The organism is Saccharopolyspora sp. SCSIO 74807 (genome assembly GCF_037023755.1).
GTDB classification, from domain to species: Bacteria; Actinomycetota; Actinomycetes; order Mycobacteriales; family Pseudonocardiaceae; genus Saccharopolyspora_C; species Saccharopolyspora_C galaxeae.
The window spans coordinates 6,259,632-6,271,726 of record NZ_CP146100.1 but is presented as its reverse complement, the minus strand read 5'-3'; the positions used below and the strand labels follow the sequence as shown (position 1 = coordinate 6,271,726).

Sequence of the window (12,095 nt, the reverse complement as noted above, 5' to 3'; positions counted from 1 at the left end):
GCCGCGGGGTGGCCGGGTGAAGCGCCGTGCCACGTTGCCCGGCGCCGCGGAGTTGTTCCGCACGACGGGGCGGGCTGCGGAGCAGGAGCGATCCCAGTCCGGCAGTGCTCCCGAAGCCGATCAGGGGCCGGACGGCCGCGGCAGGTCCGACGGCCAGGGCAGGTCGGGCTCGGGCCGGCGCAGGCACGATGCGAAAATCACCGTGTACGTCTCCGACGAGGAGTTGCTGGCGTTGGAACAGACCCGGCTCGCGCTGCGCGCGGAGCACGGTCTCGCGGCCGACCGGGGAAGGGTCGTCCGGGAGGCGGTCGCGGTGCTGCTGGCCGATTTCGAGGCGCAGGGAGCGGATTCGGTGCTGGTGCGTCGGCTGCGGCAGGAGCGCGGCGAGTGACCGGCTCCCCGCACGGGGCCGGGTCCGCCGTTGGCGATCAACACGCAGCAGCCCAGGACGCAGCGACGCTCCAGCGTGCGGCGACGACACCGCAGGACGAAGCAGCGGCGCCGGATGAGTCGCCGGCGCCCACCGACGAATCGACCGACTTGACCGAGCAGATGAACACCGGTGATGCGGCGCCCCCGCAGGACGCCGAGCTGCCTGCTGCCTCCGGTGCGGACCAGTCGGGGCGGTTCACGGTCCGGCTGGAGAACTTCGAGGGCCCGTTCGACCTGCTGCTGCAACTGATCTCGCAGCACCAGATGGACGTCACCGATGTCGCGCTGCACAAGGTCACCGACGAGTTCATCGCCTACACCAAGGCGCTCGGCGAGCAATGGGATCTGGACGAGACCACCGAGTTCCTGGTGGTCGCTGCCACGTTGCTGGATTTGAAAGCGGCGCGGCTGGTGCCCGCCGCGGAAGTCGAGGACGAGGAGGACCTCGCGCTGCTGGAGGCGCGGGACCTGCTGTTCGCGCGGCTGCTGCAGTACCGGGCGTACAAGCAGGTGGCGGCGTTGTTCAGCGAGTTGGAGGCCGGTGCGCTGCGGCGGTATCCGCGTTCGGTCTCGCTGGAACCGCGGTTCGAGGGTTTGCTTCCGGAGGTGATGATCGGTGTCGGGCCGCAGCGGCTGGCCGAGGTCGCCGCTTCGGTGTTCCGGCCGAAACCGCCGCCTACGGTGTCGCTGGAGCATCTGCACCAGCACCAGGTCTCGGTTCGCGAGCACGCCGCGCTGTTGCGGGTGCGGCTTGCCGAGCAGGGGTCGGCGGACTTCTCGGAGCTGGTGGCCGACTGCGAGCACACGGTGCAGATCGTGGCGCGGTTCTTGGCGTTGCTGGAGCTCTTCCGGGAGCAGGTGATCGCGTTCGAGCAGCAGGACCCGTTGGGGAACCTGCTGGTGAGCTGGGTCGGCGGCAGCGTGCAGGAGGCGCAGGCGGCGGCGGACGCGGCGCGGGCGAGTGTCGAGGAAGAGGAATACGGGTGAGTTCGGTGCACGACGACGTTCCCGGCGATGAGCTGCCCGGTGTTGTTGCGGCGCAGGCGGCCGATGACGCGGAGGACACGGTCGCGGGGGGTCCGCTCGCTGAGGACCCGGCCGCTGAGGACCCGGCCGCTGAGGACCTGGCTGCTGAGGACCTGGCCGCCGGGGACTCGGGAACTGCGCAAGGACCGGACGGGGCCGAACCAGGTGATTCGGTGGCGGTTTCGCAGGCTCCTCCGGATCTGACGTCCGACGAGGCGTTGGATTCCGCGTTGGAGGCGCTGCTGCTGGTGGTGGACGTGCCCGCGGGTGAGGAGTTGCTGGCGAGCACGCTGGAGCAGCCGGTGGCGCGGATCCGCACCGCGCTGCAGCGGTTGGCGCAGGGTTATGCCGACGCCGGGAGCGGTTTCGACCTGCGCAGGGTCGGCGACGGCTGGCGGTTCTACACGCGCGAGACCTACGCGCCCTACGTGGAGCGCTACCTCCTCGACGGGCAACGCTCGAAGCTGACCCGGGCGGCGCTGGAGACGCTGGCCGTGGTCGCCTACCGCCAGCCGGTGACCCGCTCCCGGGTGGCGGCGGTACGCGGTGTCAACGTCGATGGCGTCATCCGTACCCTGGTAGGGCGCGGCCTTGTGGAGGAGGCCGGTACCGATTCGGAGACCGGCGGGAACCTGTACTGCACGACGGAGCTGTTCTTGGAGCGGCTCGGCCTGTCGTCGCTGAAGGATCTGCCGCCGTTGGCTCCCCTGCTCCCTGAAGTGGATACGATCGACGATGTCTGAACACCGTGCCCCGACCACGTCCGGTGCGGAGTCGAAGCCGGAAGGTGTCCGGTTGCAGAAGGTGCTGTCCAGGGCCGGGGTCGCCTCCCGCCGGGCGGCGGAGAACATGATCACCGAGGGGCGCATCGAGGTCGACGGCGAGCCCGTGACCGAACTGGGCCGCCGGGTCGATCCGGAGAACTCGGTGATCCACGTGGACGGCACCCGCGTGAACATCAACGAGGACGTGCAGTACCTGCTGCTGAACAAGCCGCGGGGCATCCTTTGCACGATGTCCGACGATCAGGACCGCCCGTGCATCGGCGACTACCTGCGGGAGCGGGACGGCAAGCTGTTCCACGTCGGCAGGCTGGACGTGGACACCGAGGGGTTGCTGCTGATCACCAACGACGGCGAGCTCGCGCACCGGCTCATGCACCCTTCGTACGAGGTGCTCAAGACCTATGTGGCGGATGTGCCGGGGCCGATCCCGAAGGATCTCGGGCGGCGGCTGAAGTCGGGCGTTCAGCTCGATGACGGGCCGGTGAAGGTCGACGGGTTCCGGTTGCTCGACGTCACCGGCCCGCGCGCGCTGGTGCAGATCACGCTGCACGAGGGCCGCAAGCACGTCGTGCGCCGCTTGTTGGAGCAGGTGGGGCACCCGGTGAAGCGGCTGGTGCGGACCGCGATCGGGGAGGTCCGGTTGAACAACGAGCGGCCCGGCGCGATCCGGAAGCTGGACCGCAAGGAGGTCGGTTCGCTCTACCGGGCCGTCGACATGTGATCTTGCCGCGGTCGCCCGTGGGTTCGCGAACCCACGGGCTTTTTGCCGCCCGGATTCATCGACGACCGTAATTTTTTCAGTGTCGAGCGAAATTAACCCCGAAGCGCAACTTTGCAGAAGAAGCTCGGAGGCATCATGCCTTGACGGTGCGACGTCCCACGAAAAGCCTTGCCACCGGCTCGACGTACCGCGCCGCTACCGGTCCGAGGATCGCCATGAGCAGCACGTACGCGGTGGACAGCGCGGCCAGTTGACCGTTGATGCCCTCGGCGACGGCCAAGCCCGCGATCACGATCGAGAACTCGCCGCGCGCCACCAGCGCGGCCCCGGCCCGGGCGCGGCCCAGCTTCCGGATGCCTTGCGAACGGGCCGCGAACCAACCGGTGGCGACCTTGGTGGCTGCCGTGACCACCGCGAGCAGCAGCGCGTAACCGAGCACCGGCGGGATCTGCGCCGGGTTCGTGTTGAGCCCGAACACCACGAAGAACACCGCGGCGAACAGATCGCGCAGCGGCTCCAGCATCCGTGTCGCGTTCTGCGCGGTAGACCCGGAGATCGCGATGCCCAGCAGGAACGACCCGACGGCGGCGGAGACTTGCAGCTCCGAGGCGATGCCGGCGACCAGCAGTGCCGCGCCCAGCAACCGCAGCAGGAACACTTCCGGATCGGGGCTGTCGACCAGCGCGGAGACGTAGCGGCCGAACTTCAGCGCCACCACCAGCACCACCGAGATCACGATCAGCGAAATGCCGACCGCGGTCAGCCCGCCCAGGAGGCTCACCCCGCCGAGCACCGCGGTGAGGATCGGCAGGTACAGCGCCATCGCGAGGTCCTCGAAGACCAGCATGGACAGCACCACCGGCGTTTCCCGGTTACCGAGCCTGCCGAGGTCGCCGAGGACCTTGGCCACGATCCCGGACGAGGAGATGTAGGTGACGCCTGCCATCGTCAACGCGCCGATCGGGCCCCAGCCCAGCGCCCAGGCCACCAGCGCCCCGGGCGCGGCGTTGAGCACGATGTCGACCAGGCCCGCCATCCAGGACCGTCGCAGGCCGGTGACCAGCTCACTCGCCGAGTACTCCAGACCTAACAGGAGCAGCAGCAGGACGACGCCGATTTCGGACGCGAGGTGGGTGAACGGCTCGATCCCGTGCAGCGGGATGACGCCGCCTTCGCCGAACGCGATACCGCCGATGAGATACAGCGGGATCGGTGAGATTCCGATTTTCCAGGCGAGGCGGCCGAGTATGCCGAGACCGAAGAACACCGCTCCCAATTCGATGAGGGAGATCGCCGTGTCGTGCACCGTGTTTCCTCTCGCCTGTCCGAGTGCCTGCCTGAGTTGTCCCTCGCGCGGCGCACGGGGCTACCCGCCCGGGGACCGCGTCCCCGGCCGTTGCGGACGACCTCGTTTCCCTCTTTGCAGTTGCGCTGATCCCGCCTGCGGGCTGCGCCGAGCCGCTCCTCGAGCGGGTGCCGGCTAGCCGCGCTCGAGAATGTCGCCTGCGGCGCGCAGACCGTCGGCGGTGCCGACGACGACCACCAGGTCGCCGGAATCGAAGAGGAAGTCCGGGCGTGGCGACGGGTGCACGGTTCCGCCGCGGACGACGGCGACGATCGACGCCGAGGTGCGGGTGCGCATCTCGGTGTCGCCGAGGGGGCGGCCGTCGTAGGGAGAGCCCTCGACGACCGGAAGCTGCCACGTGCTGATCCCGGTGACTTCGCGTTGCTGCTCGGTCAGTTGCGCGACCAGTTGCGGCGCACCCAGCAGGTTCGCCAGCGTGTTGGTCTCCTCCGAGGTCAGCCCGGCCGAAGCGGCGACCTTGTCCGGGTCGTCGTGGCCGGAGACGATCAGCTCGTAGCGCCCGTCACGGTAAGTGATCACCCCGATCCGGTGCCCGGAACGGGTGACGAAGTCCTGTTGGCTCCCGAGTCCCGGCAGCGGGGTCACTGTGACGTCCACGAACGAAAGGGTAGTACACCTGTCAGCTCGTTCGGGTGTCCCGGTGCGGCGCACAAGGAACGCACGCGCCGTTGGTGACCGGGTGGTGCCGGGGCGGACGCGATTGGGTTCCGCTGGGGCGGGCCAGGCACAATGAGTGGTTGATCCGGCGTTGGGCCGGTGACGACGAAGGAGGAGACTCGACGTGGCACACGCCGAGCTTCGAGGGGTGGTGGCCCTCGACGGCCCCTCGGGCACCGGGAAATCCACGGTGGCCCGGAAGCTGGCTTCGGCGCTGTCGGCGTCGTACCTCGACACCGGGGCGATGTACCGGGCGGTCACGCTGGCGGTGCTACGGGCCGGAGTGGTGATCGGTGACGCGGAGGCCGTCGCGGGTGTCGCGGCGAGCGCGGTGCCGGTGATGGGGACCGATCCGCTGCGCCCGGGTGTGGCGCTGGATGCCGAGGACGTCGGCGAGGAGATCCGCGGGCCGGAGGTGACCGGCGCGGTTTCCGCGGTTTCGGCGGTCCCGGCCGTGCGCGAGCTGCTGGTGGACGAGCAGCGGCGGCTGATCCGCGAGGCGCTCGCCCGTCCCGGGGGCGTGGTCGTGGAGGGCCGCGACATCGGCACGGTGGTGGCTCCGGACGCCGGGCTGAAGGTGTACCTGACCGCGTCGTCGCAGGCCCGCGCGATGCGCCGCAGCACGCAGGACCGGGAAGCCGGGCGGGAATCCGACGTGGGCCGCGCGCACGAGGACGTCAGCAGGCGGGACGCGCTGGACTCCGGACGTGCGGTTTCGCCGCTGCGGATCGCGCAGGACGCGGTGGAGCTGGACACCACCCAGCTCGACGTGGCCGGTGTGCTGGAGCAGCTGTGGAAGATGGTGGAAAGCCGCGGATTGTTCGCAAGCGCGGAGGGAGCACGTTGAGCGCGATCGACCTGCCCGAGGGGTCCTCGTCGAAGCTGGCCCGGGTCGGTCGGCTCATCGCCACCACCGTGGTGCGCCTGCCTTACCGGGTGCGGATCCACCACGCGGAGCGCATTCCGCGCACCGGCCCGCTGGTGCTGGTGGCCAACCACAGTTCGCTGGTGGACGGCCCGCTGCTGTACGGAATGTTGCCGCGCAACGCGGCGTTCTTGATCAAGACTGAGTTGTTCCGCGGTGCCTTGGGCTGGTTCCTGCGCCGGATCGGGCAGATCCCGGTGCGCCGGGGCGAGCCGGACCGCACTCCGCTGCTGGCCGCGGTCCGGGTGTTGCGGTCCGGCGGCCTGGTCGGGGTGTTCCCGGAAGGAACGCGCGGGGACGGCGACATGTCCAACGCGCAGCACGGCGCGGCGTGGCTGGCGCGGACCTCTGGCGCGCAGGTGCTGCCGGTTGCGTGCCGGGGCACGCGCCGACCCGAAGGCCGGGGCCGTAGGCTGCTACCCAGGGTGGACGTGCTGTTCGGCGAGCCGGTGGCGCTGCCGGCGGCGAAGGGGCGCGCCGGGTTGACGGCCGCGACCGATCAAGTCCGCGCTGAACTGGTCGGGTTGATCGCCGAGTTGGACCGGTTGATCTCCGATGCCCCCGAAGACGATGCGAGAGGGATGCGAGCGTGACCGAGGAGTCGGTGGGCGGCCCGGACGACCTGGGCGCGCCGCTCGACGGTGGCCTGGACGGCACCTGGTCGGACGAGTCGGAATGGCACGAGTTCGATGGCGTCGAGGACGACGAGGATTCCGCCGAAGGCGGGCCGCAGCCGGTGCTGGCGGTGGTCGGGCGCCCGAACGTGGGCAAATCGACGCTGGTCAACCGCCTGTTGGGGCGCCGCGAGGCGGTCGTGCAGGACACCCCGGGCGTGACCAGGGACCGGGTGGCCTACGACGCGCTGTGGAACGGCAGACGCTTCACCGTGGTCGACACCGGTGGCTGGGAGCCGAGCGCGAAGGGCTTGCAGGCGGCCGTGGCGAACCAGGCCGAGATGGCGATGTCCACGGCGGACGCGGTGTTGCTGGTGGTGGACGCCAAGGTCGGCGCTACCGCCACCGAGGAGGCCGCGGCGCGGGTGCTGCGCAGGTCGAAACGACCGGTGCTGGTGGCCGCGAACAAGGTCGACGACGCGCGCGGCAACGCCGACGCGGCCGCGTTGTGGTCGTTGGGACTGGGTGAGCCGCACCCGGTCAGCGGCCTGCACGGGCGCGGTTCGGGTGACCTGCTCGACGAGATCCTGGACGTTTTCCCGGACGTGCCGCACGAGCAGTTCGCCGTGGCGGGCGGTCCGCGCCGGGTGGCGCTGATCGGCAAGCCGAACGTGGGCAAGTCGAGCCTGCTCAACCGGCTGACCGGCCAGCAGCGCGCGGTGGTGGACGAGGTCGCGGGCACCACGGTCGACCCGGTGGACTCGATGGTCGAGCTGGACGGCGAGGTGTGGCGGTTCGTCGACACCGCGGGCCTGCGCAAGCGGGTCCGCACCGCCAGCGGCACCGAGTACTACGCCTCGCTGCGCACGAAGTCGGCGATCGAGGCGGCGGAGGTGGCGATCGTGCTGATCGACGCGTCCGAGCCGGTGACCGAGCAGGACCTGCGAGTGATCGGCACCGTCATCGAGTCCGGCCGGGCGCTGGTGCTGGCCTGCAACAAGTGGGATCTGGTCGATGCCGACCGCAGGCGGCGGCTGGACAAGGAGTTCGACCGCGAGATGAACCGGGCCCGCTGGGCCGAGCGGGTCAACGTCTCGGCGGAGACCGGGCGTTCGGTGGCCAAGCTGGCGCCCGCGCTGCGCACCGCGTTGCAGTCCTGGGACACCCGCGTTCCCACCGGCCAGCTCAATTCGTGGTTGTCGGACCTGGTGGCGGCGAAGCCGCCGCCGGTGCGCGGCGGCAAGCAGCCGAAGATCATGTTCGCGACGCAGGCGCACCCGCGTCCGCCGACGCTCGTGCTTTTCACGACGGGATTCCTGGAGGCCGGTTACCGGCGGTTCCTGGAACGCAAGTTCCGGGAGACGTTCGGGTTCACCGGCAGCCCGGTGCGGATCTCCGTTCGGGTCCGCGAGCGCAAGGACGACCGGCGCAGCGGACGCCGCTGATCGGGCGAACTGGCGGGTACTGCACGCAGCCGAAGATGACCTTGCCGATAGCCTGCCCCTAGCCCTCGGAGCAGGGGAGGTGACTCAGGGTGCGAGCAGATCCCGCTGGGGGGAGCTCTGCGGTGCGGCCGATTCGGTTGGTGCTTGCCGATGACGAAGCGATGCTGCGGCGCGGCCTCCGGGTACTGCTGGAACACGACGGCGCGATCCGCGTGGTCGGTGAGGCCGGAGACGGCGATGAACTGGTGGCGGCGGTGCGCACGCACCAGCCGGACGTGGTGCTGGTCGACGTGCAGATGCCGGTCAAGGACGGGCTCGCGGCGCTGAGCGAGTTACGCGCGGTGCCGCGGCCGCCGGTGTCGGCGGTGCTGACCACGTTCGATCTGGACGACTACGTTGCCGAGGCGCTCCGGTTGGGTGCGCACGGATTCCTGCTCAAAGATGCCGAGCCGGCGGCGCTGGTGCGTGCGGTGCAGGACTTGGCCAGCGGTGGCGCGGTGCTGGATCCGCGGATCGCGGCGCGGTTGCTGCCGAAGTTCCGCACGCTCAGCGACACCGCGCAGGAAGTCCGGTTGGTGCGCGGTCTGTCGGCGCGGGAGCGGCAGGTGCTGGAATTGTTGGGGGACGGGCGTTCCAATGCGCACATCGGTGATCAGCTCGGGCTGACCGAGGCGACGGTGAAGAGCTACGTCTCGACGGTGCTGAGCAAGTTGGGCGCGGAGAACCGGGTGCAGGCCGCTTTGATCGCGCAGCGCGTGGCCGGGCCAGGTGAGGGCGAGCGCCGTTGAGGTGCGCGCTGGCACGTGTCCGGCCGGTGGTGCTGGACGTGCTCGCGGTGCTGGTGCCTGGCGCGGCGGTGCTGCTCGCGGAGACGGATTCGTGGTTTTCGCTCCTGTCCGCATTGATCGCCAGTGCCGCGCTGGTGCTGCGGCGCTGGTGGCCGCGGCTGGCCGTGTTGCTGTGCCTGCCTGCGATGGCCGGTGGGTTGGGGTGGCCGCCGACGGTGGTGGCGTTGTTCCGGCTCGGCCGTGCCCGGTCCGGTTCGCCTTGGCTGGCGGGCTGGGTGTTGCTGGTGACCGTGGTGGCGGTGGTGCCGGTGCTGCTGCGCGAGTCGCTGGCGCTGCCGAACCTGCTGCTCACGCTGGCTTTCGTACTGCTGGCAGCCAGCGGCCCGATCATCATCGGCACGTTGATCGCCACCCGGCAGCAGTTGACCGCGAGTCTGCTGCGGCTGCGGGAGGCGACCGAGGCGGAGTCGTACGCGAAGGCCGAGACCGCTCGCGCGGAGGAACGTGCCCACATCGCGCGGGAGATCCACGACTCGGTCGGTCATCACGTCACGTTGATCGGGGTGGAGGCCGCCGCGTTGGCCACCGTGAGCGAGGACGCCGAGGTGCGGGATTCGGCGAACCGGTTGCGCGGCATGGCGAAGGAAGCGTTGGGCGAGATGCGCACGACCCTGGGTTTGGCGTCCGGCCACCGGGCGGCGGTGAGCGTGCAGGCCATTCCCGAGCTCGTGGAACAGGCGCGCGCAACCGGCATCCGCGCGGAGCTGTCCGACGAAATGGAATCCGGGCTGCCGCTGCCTTCCGGGGTCGACCGGGCGTTGTACCGGGTCGTGCAGGAGGCGTTGACGAACGTCTCGAAGCACGCGCCCGGTTCCCGGGTCGCCGTGCGGTTGAGCCGCGCGGACGGGATGGTCCGCGCGGAGGTGCGCAACGACGCCCCGGAGTCCCCGCCGCAGACCGGAAATGTGGCCGACATGGGTAGCGGTGCCGGTCTGGAGGGGTTGTCGGAGCGGGTTCGGATGCTCGGCGGCCGGGTGGAGGCGGCACCCACTGCGGAAGGCGGGTTCACGCTGCTGGCCGCGTTGCCGCTCGAGCCGCCCGGCTGATCACGCGCGCAGCCGAGTCGGCGACGAACCCACGGCGGCGCCGGTTCGCACGCCGCGAGTTTCGCGCTCATGAACCGGCACCGAGCGTCCGGCGCAGGAATTCGACCTGCAACAGCAGCAGATTCTCCGAGGTCGTCTCGTCGGTGGGCATGTGGCTCACCCCCGGCAGCGGCAGCATCGTGTGCGGCCGTCCCGCCGCGGTCAACGCTGCTGAGAGCCGCAGCGAATGTGCCGGGAACACGTTGTCGTCGACGGTGCCGTGCACCAGCAGCAGCGGGCGTTGCAGGTTCGCCGCGTCCGAGAGCAACGAACTCGCCTCGTAGTTTTCCGGCTCGCTGTCCGGGTGGCCGAGGTAGCGCTCGGTGTAGAACGTGTCGTAGAGCCGCCAGTCCACCACCGGCGCGCCCGCGATCGCCGCGTGGAACACGTCCGGCCGGCGAAGCACCGCCAGCGCGGCAAGGTAACCGCCGAAGGACCAGCCGCGGATCGCGACCCGGCTCAAGTCCAGTTCGCCGCGTTGCTCGCCGAGCGCCTGCAACGCGTCCACCTGGTCCTGCAGCGGTGGGCTCGCCAGGTCGGAGCTGATCGCGCGGTCCCAGGCCGGGCCGCGGCCCGCCATCCCGCGCCCGTCGGTGACGACCACGGCGTAGCCCTGGTCGGCGAACCACTGCGAAGTCAGGAATCCCTGCCGGCGCGCGAGAACGCGTTGCGCGTGCGGGCCGCCGTAGGGGTCGAGCAGCACCGGCAGCGGTCCTTGGTCGGCGCTGTGGTCGTGCGGCAGCAGCAGCGCTGTGCGCAGGTCGCGTTCGCCCAGCCGCAGCAGTTCGACGTTCGGCACGACCGCGGGTGTTTCCGGGTATGAGCCGATTTCGCCGAGCCGCCGCTGCCGGTCGCTCACCCGGAACGAGGTGTGCGGCCGATCCAACCCGGCCGAGGCGAGCACCAGCACGTTCCCGGCGCGGCTGGCCGAATGCACGCCCGGCTCGGTGCTGATGCGTTCGGCCCCGCCTTCGGTGCAGCGGTACACGTGGATTTCGGCCGGGTCCTGCCCGGAGGTCGTCACCAGCACGTCTTCGTCGATGTCGAGCACCGACCGGACCTGCAGCGACGCCGGTGTCCACGGGTCGTCGCCGACGAAGAGCCGGTACGCGCCGTCCTGCGGGGCGATCCGTACGACACGGCCGTCGGGGTGCCAGGCGGGCGAACCCGGTTTGATGTCGACCCAGTGCTCGTCGAGGTCGCGGTGCACTTCCCGGGTCCGGCCGCTGGCCGGATCGATCGCCAGCACTGATTGCACACGCTGATCGCGGCTTTGCACGGTGATCAGCGGGGGTCCGTGCGGACTCCAGTGCGCGGTCGCCAGGTACGGGAACGATTCCCGATCCCAGTCGACGTCGACGGCGCCGGATTCCAGGCTCAGCACGGCCAGCGCCACCTCGGCGTTCGAGGTGCCCGCTGCCGGGTAGCGCAGCCTCGTGGGCTGCTTGGCAGGCTCCGCCGGGTCGGCGAGGTACCAGTGCTGCACCGGGTTTTCGTCCACGTGCGCAGCGAGCACCGCGGTGCCCTCCGGGGACCACCAGTAGCCGCGGTGGCGGTCCATTTCCTCGGCTGCGATGAACTCGGCCGCGCCCCAGCTGACGGTCTCGCTCTCCGGCTCGGCCAGCGCCCGGTCGCCTTCCCCGTCCACGCCGATCACCCGCAGCGACCTGTCGCAGAGGTAGGCGATGAACCGGCCGCGCGGGTCCGGGCGCGGATCGGCCACCGGTTGTTCGGCGGGAAGTTCGCGCACCTCACCGGTGCTCAGGTCGGTGTGGAACAGCCGGCCGGACAGCGTGAACGCCACGCACCGGCCGTCCCGATCGGTCGCGTAACCGGTGATGCCGGTCGCCCGCTCCCGGGAACGCTCCCGCCTGGCCTGTTCTTCGGGGGACACCGAGTCGTCGGTGAGCAGCTTCGCCGGGTCCGCGAGCACCCGCTCGGTCCCGCTCGCGGCATCCCAGACCCAGAGCGCGTTGCTGCGGTCGGTGCCGCTGTTGGAACGGAGGAACAGCACGGACTCGCCACCTGCGGTGACGGTGAAGTTCCGCGGCACGCCGAGGGTGAAGCCCTGGGTGCGCGCGCTGTGGCGGGGAAACGAGGGCGCGGACGGCATGACTGCACCTTGCCAGCTCGAGAAGGTCGGAGAGGAATCAGGTTGCGTCGGCGTGTCGGCCCTTGACACGCGTTGCAG

General features: G+C 70.5%; 12 protein-coding genes. 9 read left to right on the top strand and 3 right to left on the bottom strand.

All coding sequences use genetic code 11. The features are described 5' to 3' along the window. Positions 1 to 16 precede the first annotated feature (16 nt). From V1457_RS28700 to V1457_RS28685, 4 genes are all read left to right on the top strand, one after another. Positions 17 to 391 carry a hypothetical protein gene (locus tag V1457_RS28700; RefSeq protein ID WP_200073029.1) on the top strand — a complete coding sequence of 125 codons (375 nt, stop codon included), beginning with the start codon at positions 17 to 19 and terminating at the stop codon, positions 389 to 391. Positions 392 to 552: 161 nt separating this feature from the next. Next, the gene (locus tag V1457_RS28695) at positions 553 to 1,419 is read left to right on the top strand and encodes a segregation and condensation protein A (protein ID WP_407074800.1); all 867 of its coding nucleotides are present in this window, start codon (positions 553 to 555) and stop codon (positions 1,417 to 1,419) included. Beyond that, on the top strand, positions 1,416 to 2,201 hold the full coding sequence (gene scpB, locus V1457_RS28690; RefSeq protein ID WP_338598229.1) for an SMC-Scp complex subunit ScpB: 786 nt from the start codon (positions 1,416 to 1,418) through the stop codon (positions 2,199 to 2,201). Before V1457_RS28695 ends, scpB begins: the two co-directional genes overlap by 4 nt. Then, positions 2,194 to 2,964: a pseudouridine synthase gene (locus V1457_RS28685; protein ID WP_200073028.1), complete on the top strand. Its 771-nt coding sequence runs from the start codon at positions 2,194 to 2,196 to the stop codon at positions 2,962 to 2,964. Before scpB ends, V1457_RS28685 begins: the two co-directional genes overlap by 8 nt. A 133-nt stretch (positions 2,965 to 3,097) precedes the next feature. Here the strand turns inward: V1457_RS28685 and V1457_RS28680 are convergent, their stop codons facing one another. Then, positions 3,098 to 4,270: a cation:proton antiporter gene (locus V1457_RS28680; RefSeq protein WP_200073027.1), complete on the bottom strand. Its 1,173-nt coding sequence runs from the start codon at positions 4,268 to 4,270 to the stop codon at positions 3,098 to 3,100. Between the two features lie 174 nt (positions 4,271 to 4,444). Continuing rightward, the gene (locus V1457_RS28675) at positions 4,445 to 4,927 is read right to left on the bottom strand and encodes a TrkA C-terminal domain-containing protein (RefSeq protein ID WP_338598224.1); all 483 of its coding nucleotides are present in this window, start codon (positions 4,925 to 4,927) and stop codon (positions 4,445 to 4,447) included. Positions 4,928 to 5,111: 184 nt separating this feature from the next. Between V1457_RS28675 and cmk the strand changes: the two genes are divergently transcribed. From cmk to V1457_RS28650, 5 genes are all read left to right on the top strand, one after another. After that, entirely contained in the window at positions 5,112 to 5,834 is a 723-nt protein-coding gene (gene cmk / locus V1457_RS28670) for a (d)CMP kinase (protein ID WP_200073025.1), read from the top strand. Next, positions 5,831 to 6,505 (top strand): lysophospholipid acyltransferase family protein, encoded by a 675-nt coding sequence (locus V1457_RS28665; protein WP_338598220.1) that lies wholly within the window; start codon positions 5,831 to 5,833, stop codon positions 6,503 to 6,505. The genes cmk and V1457_RS28665 overlap by 4 nt, the downstream gene beginning before the upstream one ends. Continuing rightward, positions 6,502 to 7,971, top strand: coding sequence for a ribosome biogenesis GTPase Der (der, locus tag V1457_RS28660; RefSeq protein WP_307850289.1), 1,470 nt, complete (start codon positions 6,502 to 6,504; stop codon positions 7,969 to 7,971). The genes V1457_RS28665 and der overlap by 4 nt, the downstream gene beginning before the upstream one ends. A gap of 122 nt (positions 7,972 to 8,093) precedes the next feature. Further along, entirely contained in the window at positions 8,094 to 8,759 is a 666-nt protein-coding gene (locus tag V1457_RS28655) for a response regulator transcription factor (RefSeq protein WP_295139821.1), read from the top strand. Then, the gene (locus tag V1457_RS28650; protein ID WP_338598214.1) at positions 8,756 to 9,865 is read left to right on the top strand and encodes a histidine kinase; all 1,110 of its coding nucleotides are present in this window, start codon (positions 8,756 to 8,758) and stop codon (positions 9,863 to 9,865) included. Before V1457_RS28655 ends, V1457_RS28650 begins: the two co-directional genes overlap by 4 nt. 67 nt (positions 9,866 to 9,932) lie before the next feature. Here V1457_RS28650 and V1457_RS28645 read toward each other — a convergent pair whose 3' ends face one another. Continuing rightward, complete coding sequence (locus V1457_RS28645) at positions 9,933 to 12,017, bottom strand: prolyl oligopeptidase family serine peptidase (protein ID WP_338598211.1); 2,085 nt, start codon at positions 12,015 to 12,017, stop codon at positions 9,933 to 9,935. Positions 12,018 to 12,095: the final 78 nt, after the last annotated feature.

What these genes read in the sequence shown, in the direction of transcription:
- V1457_RS28695 (WP_407074800.1), top strand. Translation starts at nt 553, where the DNA reads ATGAACACCGGTGATGCGGCGCCCCCGCAGGACGCCGAGCTGCCTGCT.
- V1457_RS28645 (WP_338598211.1), bottom strand. Translation starts at nt 12,017, where the DNA reads ATGCCGTCCGCGCCCTCGTTTCCCCGCCACAGCGCGCGCACCCAGGGC.
- V1457_RS28685 (WP_200073028.1), top strand. Translation starts at nt 2,194, where the DNA reads ATGTCTGAACACCGTGCCCCGACCACGTCCGGTGCGGAGTCGAAGCCG.